Below are 19,418 nucleotides of genomic sequence, written 5' to 3'. Positions count from 1 at the left end.
TGAGTTCTCAGGCTTTCTGTGGTGGCTGCTTACAGCATACCGATTGAAGGAATGCTTTTCAGTTTAGTCAGCGCAGCGACCTGCTTTTTCTTGACATCCCTGTTGACAATTGGGGCCAGCAACTCATGAATGGGCAGGTCGGGCCGCTCCGTAACGGCATCCAATAAAGACAGATACTGGTTATGCAGCTTTTCAATAGTGGAGGGCTTGAATAGATCGCTTCGGTATTCAATTTGTCCGGCTAACGTATCACCTTCACGGGTCAAACGAATATCGATTTCGTACTTGGCCCCCAGGCTTGGTAAGCTGATGTTTGATAGTTCCAGGCCTGTATTTCCACCATTGAGCTGAGTATTCAGGCTGGCTACACTACTCTCGAAATCATTATAAATGAAGCGAGTCTGAAACAAAGGCGTTTTCCCGGGGATACGCTCCGGTTGAACTTCCCTTACCAGCTGGTCAAACGGCAGCTCCGCATGAAACAGATCGGCGGTAAAATCATGGCTGGTTTTTTTGAGCTGCTGGGCGAAGGATAGTTGTGTATGAACGCTGCACTTGATGGGAACTACACAAACAAAATAGCCTACCATAGTTTGCAGGTCCATGCCTGCCCTACCGGCCACAGACGTGCCCACGATCAACTCCGGCTGTTTGGTAATCCCGTGTAACACGACCGTATAAGCCGTTAAAAGAATCGAATAGAGTGTTGTATTGTGTTTTTTAGCAAGCGTTTCCAGCTGGGCAGTGAGCTCTTTACTGACCACGAACTCAAAACTGGCGGAGGACATGGCCAACGACAGGTTATCGAAATCTGCCGGAAGAGCCAGAACCGGATGATTCCTGCCTAACCTGTTCTTCCAGTAGTAAACGAGTTGCTGTAACCGCTCGCCCGTCAGGTGGTTTCGTTGCCAGGCGGCATAGTCTTTATACTGTAAAGCCAAGGGCTGTAGCGGACACTTCTGCCTGTCAATCAGAGACTTATAAACCAGCAGCAATTCTGACAGGATCGTATCCAAAGACCAGCCATCCGCTATGATGTGATGAATATTCATCAAAACGATGGTCTCCCGATCCGCAATTCTGAATAAATGGCTAACGATGAGCGGGTCACTTTCTAGGTTAAAACACTGGTTAGCCAAGCCCTTGATTGCCTCCATTGCTTCGGCATAAGGCTCAGCCCGGCTACGCATATCCGTCAGGGTTACCTGGCTGCTGGCGGTTGCCTGTATTTGCTGGCGGGGCTCGTCATCAACTAGTACAATATTGGTCCTGAGGCTTTCATGTCTGTTAGTGATTTCCTCAAAAGCTTTGCAATAAGCCTGGTGATCGATATCACCTTTAATCAGATACGCACCGGCAATGTTGTAGGCGGCTGGTTGAGCATCGAACTGTATGGCGGTCCACATGCTTTCCTGCGGGTAAGAAAGCGCATAAAAATCCCGCTGTGCAAGCGGCTCAATCGCCAGGCGTTCCGATTGACCGGCAACGCTTTCTATCTGTCTCGCCATGTCTGTAAGAACCGGGTACTGATAGAGTGTTTTCAGGTCGAATGACTGGGAAAGATTACCGTTGATTTTTGCCAGCAGCCGCATCGCTTTCAGGCTATGTCCACCCACGTCGAAAAAGTTATCGGTTACCCGAATCGTCTCTTTTCCCAATACTTCTTTCCACAAGGAAGCCAGGGTGCCTTCCATAGGGGTTTGATCCGCTTCCTGCGGAATAAGAGTCTCGGTACCGTTTTTTGCGGGCACCGGCAATGACCTCAGATCGGCTTTGCCATTGGCGGTCAGCGGTACTTCGTTGATTCGTATCCAATAAGCAGGAATCATGTAATGGGGTACACGGCTTTTCAGGTACATCGCCAGCGCTTTCTCCTCGATGGGCACGGTTGCGGTATAGTAGGCAACGAGTTCTTTACTGCCGTCTTCACCAGGGATGGCCGTTACAATTACCTTCTCTAATCCAGGATGTTGCAGCAAAACGCCTTCGATCTCACCGGCCTCGATGCGGAAGCCTTTTATCTTCATCTGAAAATCATTGCGGCCCATGAAAGCCACGTCGCCATTTTCCAGCCAGCGGCCCAAATCGCCAGTACGGTATACTAGTTCGCCGGGCAACTCGGCAATGGTCACAAACTTGCCGGCCGTAAGCTCGGGCTGATTCAAATAACCCAGGGCCAGGCCGTCACCCGCCAGGCAGATCTCTCCCTGTATGCCAATAGGGCATAGCTTTTGATGTCTGTTAATGATATACGCCTTGCTATTTGCAATTGGTCTGCCCAGCGGTATGTCTGCCGTGTAGTATTCGTCTATCGGATGGCAAATGGAGAACGTAGTATTTTCGGTAGGGCCATACCCATTGATGATACGAAGCTCAGGGTAAGCCGTTTTGACCATGTTTACGTGTCGGGGCGATAACTTGTCGCCACCAATGAGCAGATTTTTCAAGCCCCCAAACAGCTCCAGGTCTAAGTCCACGAGCTGATTGAACCAGGACGCGGTAAACCACACGGTACTGATCCTGTTTTGCAGCAGGTTTCTCTTCAGCACACGTGTATCCATGAGTTCATTATGGCTGGATACATATACGCAGCCTCCGTTTAGCAACATACCCCATATTTCAAAGGTGGTGGCATCAAACGATATAGCCCCGGTCAGCAGTAGCCTCTCATCACTCTGGATGCTGATGTAATTGGTGTTTTTAACCAGCCTGACCACATTGCGGTGGGTAACCAGTACGCCCTTGGGTTGCCCGGTTGACCCTGATGTATACATGATATAGGCTACATCCCCGGGCTGGCCAGCTACGGATACCGTTGAATCGGCGCAGGCAGCCAACTCCGGGCCGACCGATGAAAGGTTAACCGTCGGTATGTTTTCCCATACGGATGCCTGATCAGCCGTTAGTTCATTAAACAATACGACTTTTAAGGCGGTATCACGGCCAACAAACTGTAAACTGTTGACCGGAACGGTCTCATCCATGGGAACGTACACCGCTCCGCACTTGAGGATGGCTAAAAAAGCAACAATAGTATCTGAACTTCTGCCCGTGACTACCCCGACGCGGTCACCCGGCTGTACCCGATGGGAATCCCTCAGGTAGTGCGCCAGCTGATTGGCTTTCTGGTCCAGCTTTTTGTAGGTAAAGCGTTGGTTATTGAAAACCAAAGCCTGTGCTTCAGGCGTTTGCATAACCTGGTGTTCAAACAACCGGGCGATGGTTTCATCCCTTGGATAACTGGTTTGCGTGTTGTTGAACTGGTGGATGATCTGGTGTTTTTCCTGATCCGTCAATAACCCGATTTCACCGACAGGTTGGTTTGATGAGGCTACGATGGCGTTCACTACATTGACGAAATGTTGCATCATCCGCTGCATGCGGGCTTCTGAATAGAGATCGCTACTGTACTCGATGCCAATCAAAAGGCCGTCGCTGTTCTTAGTAAACTCAAACGAGAAATCGTATTTGCTCGTCGATGATGATAGCGGGTATAACTCAACCTCAATGGGGTTTGATGAACCATCGTCCGAAGCATTTAAAGTCAACGCACTGTTTTGCGTTCCGAGCCATGATTCGTTATAACTCACCATCACATTGAACAAGGATGAGTTGGCTGTTTCTTGACCCTGTGGCAGCCACTCCACAATATCTTCAGCACTATAAATCTGGTAATCAATGGCTTCGATTACGCTTTGCTTTACCTGGGCCAGCATCGCGTTAAAGGGCTGGCTGGCCGAGAAGGTAGTGCGCAGGGGCAGCGTATTTACGTAAAATCCAACCTGCGATTGCAGGTCCGGGTGCTCGCGTCCGGCTAAGGCGGTCCCTACAAGGATGTCTTCCTGACCGGTATAATGATGCAGCAAGGTGTTTACTGCCGCCAGCAAGGTCATAAACAAGGTCGCCTTTTGGTCAACGCTGTAAGCCGACAGTTGTACTGTTACCTGCCCATCCAGCTGCAGGTGGATTGTCTTCCCCTGGTACGTTTTTGCAGCCGGACGGGTAAAGTCGGACGGCAGTTCAAGAACGGGCAGATCGCCACTCAATTTCTGTGTCCAGTATACTTTGCTGGCGTTAGCTAGTTCATAGAAACGATGATAATGCCAATAAGCAAAATCCTTGTACTGGTTAGTCAGCCTGGGCATGGCTGCCTCCTTCCCCTCTACTTTGGCTATGTACAGGCTTAGAATATCTGACAGAATTACGTTCACCGACCAGCCATCGGCTATGATGTGGTGCATATTCACATACACCAGGGATTCGGCTGAAGAAAGCGTAAAGACCTTCATTCGGATAAGCGGCCCGGCAACAAGATCGAACGGAGTGATAGCGTCCGCCTGCATGAGTTGCTGTGCCCATAGCAATGGTTCGGACTGTTGTGATACATCCTGGACCGTAAAATCTACCGTTGACGCATCGACAGGCTGTATGATCTGCTGTGGTTCACCCTGCAAAAAATGAAACGTAGTATGCAGGATTTCGTGCCTGTCGATCAACTCGTTGAAAGCTTCCTTCAGGGCTTCAACTTCCAGCTTACCTAATACCTTAAAGGCACCGGGCATGTTATACACGTTATGATCTGAATGTATTTGTGAAAACATCCATAATCGTTTTTGCGGGGCCGATAAAGGATAGGATACCCGTTCAGGGGCATGAGGCAGTGGCTCAACCCGTTTATGGTTGCCGGCCTCTTTCAAATAGTGGCCAAGGCTGCGTATGGTAGGTTGCTCAAAAAGCGTTTTGAATTCAATTTTCGTAATTAGAGACTCCTGAATTTTGAAGAGCAACTGGCTGGCTTTCAGTGAATGGCCACCTATTTCGAAAAAATTATCAGTAACACTTATTGCGTTCGTCCCTAGAACGTCTTTCCATAGTTCGAGCAGGATTTGCTCTATTTTGCCATCTGGCAAAACGATTTCCTTTGCCTTTCCTGCGGTGGCCTGGGGAGCTGGCAATGCCTTGCGGTCTATCTTCCCGTTTCCACTCATTGGCCATTCTTTTAGCTGGATGATAAAAGAAGGCACCATATAGCCCGGCAATGAGCATTCCAGGAAACGCTTTAACCCTTCGGCTTCAAGTTTTCTGTCGGCGGTATAATAAGCAGCCAGAAATTCGGTTTGGCCCACTGTTGACACAACCACTATGGCTTTAACGACCTCTTCGTGCTTTTCCAGCGTTTTTTCAATCTCACCCAACTCTATTCTGAAGCCTCTAAGCTTCACCTGGTAATCGTTCCGGCCCCTGAATTCAATCGTACCATCGTTCATCCACCGCCCCAGGTCACCCGTTCTGTACAAGACTGTACCAGGTTCAAACGGGTTGTCTATAAACTTCTGCGCTGTTAATCCACTGTTATTCAAGTACCCTGCCGCGACGCCGTCCCCCGAGAGGCAAATCTCACCGATAACATTATGAGGCACTAGGTTTAAGTCATCATCCAGGATGTAGGCCTTTGAGTTAGCGATTGGTATTCCGATCGGTATAATGGACTCGTCACCCTTAAGTCGGTAAAAGGTACTGTAGGTTGTGTCCTCTGAAGGGCCATACAAATTCCTGACCTCGATTCGCTGACAATCCAGGCTTTTGACAATACGTTCGGGTAAGGGCTCGCCCGCCAGGTTGATTACAGTAACCGTGGCCAGATCTACCTTCTCTTTCTGTAACGTTTCCACCACCGACGGAACTGTGTTCAGCAATACCTTTCGATCCTGGCCGATGTATTTTTTTATATCCAGGGCAGATTGCAGCATCCGGACGCATTTCCCCGTCGTTAACGTGAACAGCAGCTCGAAAACAGACAGGTCGAAGCAGATAGACGACGCAGCATACACTACCTCATAATCAGACGTTTTAAACTCTTCCTGCGCCCAGTTGAAGAAAGCCGCCGTGTTGAGATGGCGAATCATCACCCCTTTAGGCTTACCGGTCGACCCGGAGGTGTAGATGAGGTACGCTACATCGGCGGGCTGATTGATAATAGCCAGGTTTTCATCAGCACATTCATTTATGGCCGCCGCCTTTGTATCAATCGGAATAACGACGGCCTGACAATCACCCGAAACAAGCGATGCCAATTTGCTTTCCGTAATCAATACCGCAGCCTTACTGTCTTTACAGATATACTCGATACGCTCGGCCGGATACCGGGGATCGATCGGAACGTAAGCAGCCCCTGATTTCAACACCGCTACAATAGCGATCAGCAAGTCTGAGGAGCGGTTCAACAGAATACTACCAAAGCTGCCGGGGCTCAATCCATGCTGCGTTCTAAGATACCGGGCCAACTGGTTTGCCTTGCGGTTTACTTCCTCATACGACAGTGTTCTCTCCCCATCGACTACGGCCACCGCATGGGGCGTCAGCTTCACCTGCTTTTCAATAAATTCCTGAATAACAAGACTTTTATCATAACTGCGTGACGTGTCATTGTAGCTGTTCAGCCGGTTTTTCTCGGATAAAGGCAGGTAGTCGAGCTGGCGGATTGGCAGGGTAGCATCCGTACAGAGACCCGTCAGGATTTGTTCGTAATACTGACAAAATCTCTTTATCGAGCTGCCAGCGAACAGGTCGGTATTGTAATCGCAATCGATGCTGTATCCACCGTCATTTTCTGTTATGTCCCAAAGCAATTCATAAGGCGTAAACCAGATTTTCTTATCGATAACGCTACTCTCCAGCCCTTCGAGTTTTGGTAAAACCAGGTTGCCGGGGTTTACATTAAACAAGGTACTCACCACCGGCGTACTGGTTGCGTCACCCTGCCGGTGTAGCCTGTCTAACAAATCAGTTAGCGTGAAGGCGCTATTGTCAAAAGCCTGCAACACTACATTCCGCACGTAGGTCAGGAAGGCTTTTGTCGTTTGCGACCTATCAATGCGTACCCGTATCGGCAAAACCTGGGCATAATAGCCAATCGACTTCGATTCCTTTTCAAGGTCTCTACCGGCCACCGGTATACCAATGACTACATCATTCTGGCCGGTAAGCTTGTGGAGCAGTAAGGCGTATCCGCCAAACAACATCATGAAGGGTGTTAGGCCACTTCGTTTCGCGGTCAATTTTACCGTATCGGCCAAATCGTGCTGTAACGTCAGCTGGCTGCTTTCAGCACGATACGTCTTCATGGCTGGACGTGCTTTGTCGAGGGGCAACTCTAGTAAAGCTAACGGATGCCCATATACGTCTAACCAATAACTGGTTGCTTCAGCATCCGGAACGGCAGCAGGGCGCGCTGACCGTTCACTGAACTGGGTAACCGGGCTTTCGTCAATTGACGCGCCACTTGTCAGTTTAGAATAAAGGTTGCCAAGCTCAGCAGACAGTACGCCGGCCGACCATCCATCGTAGATAATATGATGCGCAACGAACGTAAACAGGTGTTCATCGTCGCTTATCGTCAAAAGTGCAGCCTTGAAGAGGGGGCCTTTCACGAAATCGAAAAAATGCCCATTGTTCGTTTTATGCCAGCCCTCCACTTCTTCAGCGCTTCCCGCATCCGTAATCCGGCTGCAATGGATGGTAACAGGCATTGAGCGGTGTATGGTCTGCTGGGTTCCGTCAGCCGTAAACGTAGTTCGTAAGGCATCATGCCGATCGACAATAAGTTGCAGCGCCTGCGAAAGGCTTTGTCGATCGAGCTGGCCTTTTAATCGTATGGTAACCGGGACATTATAAGCAGCCCCCCCTTCCTCACTTAAATGGGTAAGCACCCACAAATGCTTTTGGGCATCGGTTACCGGGAGCATGTGTATACCCGGTAAAGCCGGCTCCGGCTGGTTTCGTGTCCCGGCCTGCACACCGGCCGTCTGGTGGGCTATCGCATGTCCATTGACTTTTACGCTTCCGTTGATTGCATTGGTTTTCAGTTGCTTCGTTGCCTCGGGAAAAAAGCCACCGGCGATCATGTCGCTGATCACTTCCTTGATTTTAGCAATGATGAACGAAACGTCCTCATCCGAATGAGCAACCGACAGGAAGTTGATTCGTCTCTCCCAGGTGTATACGCCTTTGTTTATCAGAGAAAAGAAAAAGATATCTAACTCGATGGGCTGCAACAGCGGGTTATACTTACCAAACGGTTCAAATCTGAATAATGAGCCGAAATGCACTATCCGGATCGCCACGTTCATGCGGTCAAAAAACTCGTTTACCTCCTGAGCCAGTCGATCTGTCCGGTTGTTCACCCGATCGTGAAGGGCCTGGCCTTCGGTTTTGAGTTTCAACAGCACCGCCTTTGCCGCAGCCAGGGCCAGGGGATGTTTACAAAATGTCCCTCCAAACAGTGTCATCTGCGTTTCAGGGTAGGAAGCGTCCCCATACTGCCACCATCCGCCATCGACTGCATTTAAGTATTTTGGCTTTGCAGCGATAACACCGATTGGCATACCGCCACCAACAATTTTCCCGTAGGTGGTAATGTCGGCTTTTATGCCCAGCATGGCCTGCACCCCACCCGTATGGCTTCTGAACCCGGTTATGATTTCATCCAGGATGAGTGTAATACCATACTGCTCGGTGATCTCCCGAACTTTTATCAGAAACTCTTTGGGGAAAAAACCGGGTCTACGGCTTTGCACGGGCTCAACCAGTACGGCCGCCAGTTCGTCTGCGTGCTCGATAATATACTTCAATGACTCCTCACTGCCGTAGTTTAACGGTATCACATCCTCAATCATACCGGGCGTGGTGCCCGGCGCTACCGGCTTGCTGTATATCGATTCGCCATCCTGCACCGCTTCTGCCAGATAGCCATCGAACGTTCCGTGATAAAAACCTTTGAAGAGAACCACCTTCTGCTTTTGCGTGGCCGTTCGGGCAATACGCAGGGCGTTCATGACTGCATCGGTACCCGTATTACAGAAGGCCACCCGCTCAAAACCGGTTAACTCACTGATCAGCGAAGCCACTTCCCCGGCCAGGTCAGACTGAATAGCTAGTTCAAAGCCTTCCTCCAACTGGGCAGATACGGCTTTCTTAACGAACTCGGGGCTGTTTCCGAAGAAATTAACGCCAAAACCGATAGCCAGATCAACGTATTCGTTTCCGTTCAAATCCCAGAATCGCGAACCGGCCGAACGCACTGAGACGATCTGATAAATCATTTCTTTAATCGCCAGCCGGAAACCCAACGAGTTGATCCAATCGGCCAGAACGTGGCGGTATTGCTGCGCGTACGTTTTCGACTGAGAGGTTTTCGTAGTATAGCGTTTGATCAGCTCATCGAGATAGTGCTGTTGCAGGGGTGTCAATGCCCGGTCTTCCTGTAAGCGGATTGCATTGAATTTGCTGGTCGATTCGGCCGCACTGATCTGATTTGAATTAACGCGTACCCGGCCGGGCAGTGGTTGTTGCACAGCGGTAGTCGCAGGTACTGCGGGAGCTGAACTGTTCTGGCTGACTTGCGCCGGAACCGCATTCATAAGCTGTAGTTGTGCAGCCATGGTTTGCTGCAAAACCTCCAGTTGCTTCATCAATACGCCCTGTAGGCTATGGGTTGCCGGCCCCTCCGGAACGCTATGTCCACTCAGTTGGGGAGTTACCGGAGAAGTTATGTAACTCACCGGTGCAGAATTGGTGGAGGGCGTCAGCGTTGTCGATTGAGGTACCTCGTTCGCTGGTTGGTTGACGGGCTGACTGGCAACAACGTATTCGCTCAGGCTATCCAGCGTGGATAACTCCTGAAACAACTGACTGATCTTCAGCTGAACAGCAAACGTGTTCTCAATCTTTTTGAGCGCTTCGACCAGCACGATGGAGTCAGCTCCCATCTCTAGGAATGGCATGTGTATATCGAGCGATTCCGGTTTTTCATGCAGGATCTCACCTAAAATCGTTTTAAGTGTAGCCAGACTTTCAGCTTTCTGTTGAGCCATAGTGATAGGGCTTGAAAATGAATGAGTAGATATTTCCTGCGTAGATTTAGACATTAGGTCATCGCTGCCGCCTGCAACGCCTTGATCAGGGCCGGAATTGCCCTCGTTTTGCTTCCTGGGTTTAGCGAACCAATGCCTTTCCGCTTGAAAAGGATAAGCGGGCAGCGCTACTTTGTGAAGCCTGAATGGCTCGTAAACGGCCTGCCAGTCAATGTCGATGCCTTTCAGATAAAGCTGGCTGACCGTATCCAATACACACGTCCAGTCCGGGTTCTTCGGATGAAGACTATACAGCCATACCTTATCTTCGTCAGCTGCGTAGCTGCGAATCATGGCCGTCAGGCTTGGCGTGGGGCCAATCTCGAGGTGAATCTTTATCTGCTCCTGCTGGAGAGTTTGCACACCTGCATAAAAATTCACCGGCTCCAGCAAGTGTTTACACCAGTACTCAGCGGTCGAAATGGCTGAGTCGGCAACCTTGCCGGTGCTGTTGGAGATAATTTTGATCTGTGGCTTGTTGTACTGTACCGTACTTGCAACGGCTCTGAACGCATCCACTATGGGCAACAGTAGCGGTGAGTGAAACGCATGAGAAACCAGCAGCCTGCTCGTACGGACGCCCTTTCGTGAGAACGTTTCAACAATCTGCTCCACCACGTCCTCATAGCCAGACACCACCGTCAGCGCCGGGCCGTTGATGGCGGCTATCGCTACCTTATCGCCGTAGGGAGCGATTACCGCACTTACCTCCTCCCTTGAGGCAAACAGGGCCGCCATACCGCCACCGGGGGGCAGGCTCTGCATCAGTCTCCCGCGTTCAGTAATCAGGCGCATCCCCTCTTCAAGACTGAACACGCCGGCTATACAGGCTGCCGTATACTCGCCGACGCTGTGCCCGATCAAAATGGACGGCCTGATACCCAGACTTTTCCAGAATTCGGCCAGTGCATACCCGACCGAAAATAAAGCGGGCTGGGTGTATTGAGTCTGGTTAAGTTTTTCCTGGTGTTCTGCCTTGTACAGCAGATCGATCAGTGACTCGCCCTGTAGCTTTTCAAAAAGCGCAGAGCAGTAGTCCAGTGTTTTTCTGAAAACGGGTTGTGTTTCATACAGATCTTTCCCCATCCGGGCGTATTGCGAGCCCTGACCCGTGCATAAAAAAGCTGTTTTCTGGAGTGCCCCTTTTACGACCCGAGTCCTGTTCTGTTTCAGAAGTGGCTGGTTGCCCAGTGCCTCGACAAGCGCTTGCCTGTTAGCAGCCATGACCGCCAAACGGTACTCAAAATGATTACGGGTGGTGTTCGCCGTATAACACAGGCTGCCGATTGTCTCTTCGGGCGTACTGCTTACCAGCGTTTCGTATTTCTGCACCAGTTTGTCCAGGGCCTCCGGCGTTTTGGCCGAAATCGTTAACACATGGATGCCGGGATCGACACCCGGTTCAGCCTGTTCAGGTGCCGACGGTTCTTCGATAATCAGGTGAGCATTGGTGCCACTGAACCCAAAACTGCTAACGCCGGCCAGCCGTTTTTTACCGGCCGGACTATCCCAGACTTGGTTGGCGCGGGGGACCGTCACCAATAAATCATCCCAAGCTATTCTTGAATTGGGTGTATTAAAATGAAGGGGCGCCGGAATCAACCGGTGTTTCATGGCAAGAACCGTTTTGATGACTCCCGCCACACCGGCACAGGCCTCCAGGTGGCCTATATTGGTTTTCAAAGCACCCAATAGCAAGGGCTGTTCGATAGCGCGGCCCTTTCCATAAACGCTGCTTAAGGCATGTACTTCAATCGGGTCGCCAAGGGGCGTACCGGTTCCGTGGGTTTCCACAACACTTACATCAGCCGGGTTAACATGGGCAGCGGAGAGTGCTTTCTCAATCAGCCGCTCCTGTGCTTTACCATTGGGTACCGTCAATCCGCCACTGGCACCATCCTGATTAACGGCCGATCCTTTTATGATGCCCCAGATATTATCTTTGTCATTGATAGCATCCGATAGCTTCTTCAATAAAATTACGGCACAGCCCTCGCCACGGACGATTCCATTGGCCCGGTCGTCGAACGATTTACATCTGCCGTCTGGCGAGAGCATGTTCATCCGCGACATACCCACACTGGTTAACGGAGACAACAGAAGGCTGACACCACCCGCCAATGCGTGTGTGCAGTCGCCGTTGCGCAGGCTCAGGCACGCCTGGTGAATAGCAACCAGTGAGGAGGAGCAGGCCGTATCGATGACCATGCTGGGCCCGCTGAAACCAAACGTGTAGGAAATGCGGCCGGCGGCAGCGTTGAGTGCATTGCCGGTATTGAAATAGGCGTCTACCCGATCTGGTTGCCCTCCCTCAACGATCTGGTGTGAGTAATCGTTAGTCGTGATGCCGATGAACACCCCCGTGTCGCTTCCATTGAGCGCGTCTGGTGCGATGGCTGCGTTCTCCAGTGCTTTCCAGCTTACGTCCAGAAGTAAGCGCTGCTGAGGGTCAAGACTTTCGGCCTCCCGGGCTGAAATATTGAAAAACCGAGCGTCGAACTTGTCTACATCGTCAAGGAAGCATCCGTATTTGGAATATATTTTTCCGCCACTGGCTGGGTCGGCGTCATAATATTCGGCTGCGTTCCACCGATCGGCCGGTACGTCAGAAACCCCGTCGAAACCCGCTTTTATCAGGTTCCAGAATGCTTCGGGATGGTCAGCACCGCCCGGAAAGCGGCACCCCATGCCGATAATAGCAATCGGTTCATTCACTTTTTCTTCGGCTGCCTGCAGCTTGGCTTCCATGCTGCGGATAGCTAAAATCGCCTTGCGAACAAGTTCGGGATTCGTCGCGCTCATAAAAATCGGTTGATCTGTTCGTTAAGAATCGACTCTAGCTCTGCATCGGTAAGCGTCTCCAGTTCGGCGGTTTGCAGAAGATGATCATCGGCTTGATACGGATCGCTCTGTATAACTCCGGGCTCTTTCCCGAAGTGTGCCGCCAGATGTTCGGTCATCAGGTAATCCGCCATCCGTGAAATGGTGGGGTAGTTGAAAGCAACGGTTTGCTTTAACTTGATCTGAAGTTCTTTTTCAATACTTTCTTTCAGGCTGAGGGCCGTGATCGAGTCCAGCCCCAGATCAAATAATCCGATATCTATGGGTACCCGCTGCCCGGCTCTGTACCCTAACACGGCAGCCACTTTAGCACTCAGGAGTTCCAACAGGTAGGTGTGCCTTTCAGCTGGGTACATGGCCATCAGGCGCTGTAAAGATTCCGATACTACCGCCTGGTGGTCATCCCCGTTTTCGGGCACTTTTGAATCGATCAGGATTGGGCTCACCGAATGCATTCTATAAACACTATCGAATTTATCCCAGTCGATCCTGGCCAGTATAGCCTGTGGCTCGCCTGTAACGATCAGCTTGTCTACCGTCGGAAATATGGCTTCTGCCTCCATGGCGCGGATGCCAACTTTGTCGAACAGGGCCGTACTGTTACCGGCCATTCCTCCACCGGCAACCGGGCCTAAATTGATTGTTAAGGATGGCAAGCCTACTGCTTTTCGATGTACAGACAAGCTGTCCAGAAATTGATTGGCCGCAGCGTATAAGGCCTGGTTTTTACCACCCCATAGGGAAGTGATCGAGGACAGGCAAATGAAAAATTGCAGGTCGAGCTCTTTTGTCAACTGGTGTAAATTCCACCCACCAACAATTTTGGGTTGCAGAATCCGGCTCAGTGAGCCCAATTCGATCGTTTCAATGGCCTGATATTCACTATCGCCAGCAGCATGCACAATGCCTTTCAGCAGCAATCCATCCGTTTTGACCGATGCAATAAACTCACTTAACTGGTGATGGCTGGTAATGTCTACCTGTACTATTTTTACGTCGATGCCTGCCTGCCTGAACAAACGCACTTGCTTTAATGAGTCAAGTCCGGGAAAACCCTCGGGTAGTGTTTCCCACGCTGCCTCAGGCGGTACGTCTTTGCGGGTGGTGAGCACAACATGTTGTGCTCCGTGCGTAACCATCCAGTGCAGGAATTTAATACCCAAGAAGCCCAGGCCACCGGTAATAACGTATAACCCGGTACTCGCCAATGACAGGGGTGACGCCGAAAGTAATTCCGCTTTTTTCAGACGATACACCAGGCGTTTTTCATCGCTAAACCGGACACAATCTTCGCATTGAACACTCAGTAGCTCGTCAACGATTTGGTCAGCCTGCTCCGGATTACCCGTGCTATCAACGGTAATGATACCGCCTTTTAATTGCGGGTATTCTAACCAGGCCGTTTTAGCAAGCCCCCAGTAAGGCGACTCAAACAGACTGTTGCCTGGCCCGGTCGTACTTTGTGTTAGTACCCAAAGAGGAGTTTGATCGGTGTAAGCCAACTGTCCCAGGGCACGCACGATATTCAGGAAGTGCCCATAAGCCGGAAATGCCGTTTCAGGATAGTGGGTATTGGTATCGGCTTCGGTAGTCCAGAGGTAGATGAAGCCATTGGGCTGCTGCGGTTTCCCGATCACACCGTTCTGACGCAGTATTTGTAAATCGTCGGGGCTGCGGCTATCGACCTGATACGTAAAATCGTCAAGTTTAAAGGTGCTGTCACCGGCAAAAACCTTTACGGTTTTGTGACCGTACTGCTCAAACTTTTTGGCTAACGCAGTGCCTACTCCTTTTTTGTCCGCAAAAATGACCCAGTTTCGTTTCACTGTGCTGGCCGGAGACTGTAGACTTTCGCTCACCCATTGAGGCACATAGACGTGGTCATCCAGCGAAGAGTCGGCACCTTGCGGCAAATTAGCAGCGACGGGCAACTCGGTATGCAGCCACTCGATACGATTTTTTGTCTCTACCCAGTATGGCTTACGCTCAAACGGATAGTTAGGTAAACTCACTTTCTTACCCCCGGTATTGTTAAAGAGGGGGAGCCAGTTTACGCTAATTCCTTTCTGGTACAGACGGGTAAGCATCCCAACGAACAGACTCCCGTTCAGAACAGCCTTTGACTTGTTCGTTTCAACGAACCCTGCCGAACCAGCAGTCAACTCAGCGTTCATACGAGCGATGTCAATACTGATTTCATTCGGCAGTAGGTTGTCTTCCGCTCGAACAGCAGTCGTTTCAGTAGACAGCCGCTCTTTCCAATAAGCTTTGGTTAAGATCTCGGCATTAAGGGTGTCAACCGTCCCGGCCACGTTGAGGGTAAGCAGCGGCTGCTTCAACGTGATAGTATCCAAAGCCTTATCCAGCGCATCTGCCTTTCCTTCGGCAACTTGGCCCATCGCCCCGGCTAAGGCGTACCCTTCCTGAACAGAGATAACGCCCGCGGTACAGGCAGCCAGAACTTCGCCCAGGCCGTCTCCACTAACTGAGTTTGGGCGTATGCCCAAATTGCTCATGTAAACTAACAGCGTATACCCCTTTGAAAAGGCAGATTCCCGTACGTGTTCATGGCCTGGCTTTTCTTCGCAGGAGACGACACGCGAAACGGGTAAGCCAAGCGTTTGACAGCATTGCTCAACCACATGGCGGAACGACGGAAGTTCATCGTATAACTTACTTACATCTAGTTTGGCAAGCGTTGGGCAGTCAGGAAAATAAAAGGCAATGGAAACATCATTTGCGGCATAAATTGGTGATACGCCCGCATGACGAAGCTGTTCGATGGCCTCCTCTTTTGTCGATGCGGTGAAGCTGAGCCGGTAAGGAAAATGGAACCGGGCGCAGGCCAATGTATGACACACATCGTTGAAGGCTAGCGGTGTATGCTGAAGAAAATCACCATACTGCAACATCATGGCTTGCAAGGCAGTATCGGTTTTGGCAGATAACAGGAACGGATAACTGATCAAACCCTCACTCGCAGCGTTGGGATGATGATACGGATCAGCCTCTTCCAGAATTACATGCGCGTTGGTACCGCCAAAGCCAAAGGAACTTACACCGGCTTTCCGGCTATCCCCTTCCGTAAGCCAGGGTACAGCTTTACCGGCTACTTTCAAAAACGAAGTCGAGTCGTAGTTCAGGTACGTATTGGCCACCTCAAAATTGAGGTGTTTTGGAATGAGTTTTTTGTTGAGCGCCAGTACCGTTTTGATAACCCCGGCCATGCCCGCTGCCGGTTCCAGATGTCCGATATTTGTTTTCACCGACCCTATCCAGCACAGTTTATGGGCCGGTCGGCCAGCGCTAAGGACTTCTTTTAGTGCCTGATATTCTACCGGATCGCCAAGGGGAGTACCTGTTCCGTGCGTTTCTACGTATGAAATTTCAGAAGCCTGCACCCTGGCTGTCTGCAAGGCTTTTTCTACCACTCGCCTTTGCGACAGGCCATTCGGGGCAGTCAGCCCGTTACTTCTACCGTCCTGATTTACAGCCGAGCCTCGTATAACCGCCTGAATCGTATCGCCATCCTTAACGGCATCCGAAAGCCTTTTGAGGATTATAACCCCACAGCCCTCTCCCCTGCTGTATCCATCGGCCTCATTATCGAACGTTTTACAAATCCCGTCACTGGCGAGCATATTCGCCTGAGAGAAAACAACATGCAGAGCCGGGCTCAGAATTAAATTCACCCCGCCAACGATCGCCATGCTGCATTCATTTAACCTTAAATGCTGACTGGCCTGGTGCAGGGCTACCAGAGACGATGAGCAGGCCGTATCGACCGCCATACTCGGACCCGTTAGATTAAACACATACGAAATCCGGTTAGCCACGATACTCGAGGCATTTCCGATACCTGAATAAGCGGTTAGCGCGTCAAGGTCATTGATCGTTAAACTGGCATAATCCGAATGACTAACCCCAATAAACACCCCGCAATCACTGCCAGACAATTCGTTTTCAGGCACACCGGCATTTTCCAGAGCCTGCCAGGTAGTTTCCAGCAGAATCCGCTGTTGCGGGTCCATTGAACAGGCCTCTTTAGGTGAAATGCCGAAGAAGCCTGCATCAAACAGATCAACATCCTTGAGGTAGTTGCCCCGCGTGACTGTTTTAATTTTATTATGCTGGGTTAGCCTTTCGACGGCTACTGCGTTCCATCGTGTTGATGCTGCTTCTGAAGACGTGTTTTGAGCGTTCTCCAGTAAGGTCCAGAAGTCTTCTATCGTTTCGGCTTCCGGAAAGCGACAAGCCATCCCGACAATGGCAAGGGGTTCATGCAGATGTCCTTCTCCAGAATTGGTATTGGCGGTTTCCTGATTACGCTGACCAACCAGATGGTTGGAAAGCTGTTCAATGGTAGGGTAACTCCACGCACTCGTTACGTTAACGACAAGCCCGAGTTCAGTTTCAATTCCCCGTGCCATTTCTACAGCAATCAGCGAAGTAACCCCTTGCTCAGCGAACGAACGGTATACATCTACTTCGTGCTCACTAATCTCTAATCGGTTGGCAAGCCAGGCGGTGAGCCACTGCATGACACGCTTCGCCGAAATAGCTTCATTTTTAGAAGCGTTTGTATCGATGGACGGCGAATTTAATCTGGCCTGTTCATCCAGTAGCGCCAGTTTTTTTAGCTCGTCATCAAACCCCCCCGTGGCCAAATCACCGGCCAGTGACAGGCGTTTGATTTTGCCACTCGTGGTTTTGGGGACTTTCTTGATGGGAACTACATACTTGACCTCAATCCCCGTTTGTGAAGCAATATGCCGTTTGAGCTTTTTAGTAAGCGGATAGAACTCGCTGATATTCTTTTTGAATAGCACAAACAAAGCCAGGCTATCCACACCTGTTGCCGTATCCGGTATACCACAAGCGACTATTTTACCGGCTTCAATGCCTTCGATCTGCTGAGCTACCCGCTCAATGTCATGTGGATAAACGTTTTGGCCGGCGATGAAGATCAGCTCTTTCATCCGTCCCGTTACGTATAGGTCACCCTTGTAAATAAAGCCTAAATCCTCTGTGTTTAACCAGTTATCCTGACCTATCACTTTTTGCGAAGCATCAGGATTATTATAATAACCGCTGGTTACGTTATTGCCTTTGATATGGATGTATCCTACCTGGCCATCGTCAAGTTTTTCGCCGTGCCGGCTTTGGATAGCAATCTCACAATTAGGGACGGGTTTTCCGCAGTTTACCAGTTCGCTGCCATTAGCATGGTCAACGTCAGTGACCACAACGTTATCACTGGGCCCCAAATTTTTTCGATCAAAAAACAAGGAAGAAAACGGCTTTCCAGGTTTGGGAAAGGTGACAGCTAACGAAGCCTCCGCCAAACCATAAACGGCAAACATGACGCTTTCGGATAAACCATAGGGTAGTAATGCCTTCGTGAAACTGCGACACACATCAGCCATAATAGGCTCCGCTCCATTGAATATTAACCGCAGCGATGACAGATCAAAATCATACTGATTAGCTGGATTGAACTGATTTAAAAAGTGCTGATAGCCGTAATTGGGAGACGAGGTAACATTGATACAGTGGTCGGAAGCTTTACGCATCCATAATACCGGGTACCTGACAAATAAGTCCGTCGGCATCAGGAACAAGTGCATTTGCAGTGCTAGCGGAACCAGGTGAAAGCCAATCAGCCCCATATCATGCGTGAGTGGCATCCAGCTGAGCAACCGATCGGTCGTTTTGAGTTCAGCAGCCTCAATAATTGCGGCAATGTTTGTTAAAAGATTCCGGTGGCTTAGCACGACTCCCTTAGGATGGCCGGTAGATCCAGATGAGAATTGTATAAAAGCAATATCGTCCTCTTGAGCTTCGTATACTTCTCCTATTCTATCTTGACTTATGGAATTTTGATATACCAATACGCGAACAGTGAGGCTATAGTCAACGAGTATCTTATCTACTTTAGACCTGAGCGCATGAACCGTTAGAATAAACGGATGATTTAGAACCGCACATACTCTTGCCAACTTAGCTTCACTTTCTGTATGCTGCCCAGGAGGCAAGGGTATGGCTTTAAACCCACCCAGTATACAAGCCCAAAAAGAAACTAAAAAGGTTTTATTATCATCCAGTTGAAATACTACTTCATCCTTCGGTTTTACGCCATTAATCTGTAAAAAATGAAGCATTGAAAGGGCCTGTGTAACCAATTGGCCGTAAGCCATTGGCTCTTCATTCTCAGCACCTGAAATAAAGGTTATTCCTTTACTTTCTTCGTTTTTCAAAGACAACAGAATCCCGGACAGGGTGCTGCGATGTAATGCCCCACCGACGACACTTATGGTAGACTCCATAGTAATGATTAATGTAAGAAATATGCGTTGTTTATCCTGGCAGTAGCGGTGTGAACTAGAAGCAGCGTACTAATATTTATAAGTAGCTAAGCAACAAAGTATTAATCTTGGCCGGTTTCGTCAGAACATGTGCTGCTATCGTATACCCTTTCTCTCATTGGGTGTTACAAATGTCCGAAAGCGGTTGTTTGTCATCAATAACTTCAGGTTTTACCCTATACCTGCTGGTTATAATACTAATTCAAAATCATAAAGACGCATTCAGAATGTAGGGAAAGCAAGTCAACTCGATGACTGTCTGCCGACCCGTGAATAACGCTTCAAGAACAGCCCGCAAACG

At 49.9% G+C, this 19,418-nt stretch carries 2 protein-coding genes; both read right to left on the bottom strand.

All coding sequences use genetic code 11. The annotated features are described in order from the left end of the window. Window positions 1-29 precede the first annotated feature (29 nt). Complete coding sequence (locus FH603_RS16290; RefSeq protein WP_186738603.1) at window positions 30-12,713, bottom strand: non-ribosomal peptide synthetase/type I polyketide synthase; 12,684 nt, start codon at window positions 12,711-12,713, stop codon at window positions 30-32. Then, window positions 12,710-18,949: a beta-ketoacyl synthase N-terminal-like domain-containing protein gene (locus FH603_RS16285; RefSeq protein ID WP_342355217.1), complete on the bottom strand. Its 6,240-nt coding sequence runs from the start codon at window positions 18,947-18,949 to the stop codon at window positions 12,710-12,712. Before FH603_RS16285 ends, FH603_RS16290 begins: the two co-directional genes overlap by 4 nt. Window positions 18,950-19,418: the final 469 nt, after the last annotated feature.

It is taken from the genome of Spirosoma utsteinense, from assembly GCF_014282275.1.
In the GTDB taxonomy this organism is placed as follows: Bacteria; Bacteroidota; Bacteroidia; order Cytophagales; family Spirosomataceae; genus Spirosoma; species Spirosoma utsteinense.
This window is presented reverse-complemented; position numbering and strand designations above follow the sequence as displayed.

Excerpts from the sequence above, each read along its gene's own strand:
- FH603_RS16290 (WP_186738603.1), bottom strand. The coding sequence starts at position 12,713 with ATGAGCGCGACGAATCCCGAACTTGTTCGCAAGGCGATTTTAGCTATC.
- FH603_RS16285 (WP_342355217.1), bottom strand. The coding sequence starts at position 18,949 with ATGGCTTACGGCCAATTGGTTACACAGGCCCTTTCAATGCTTCATTTT.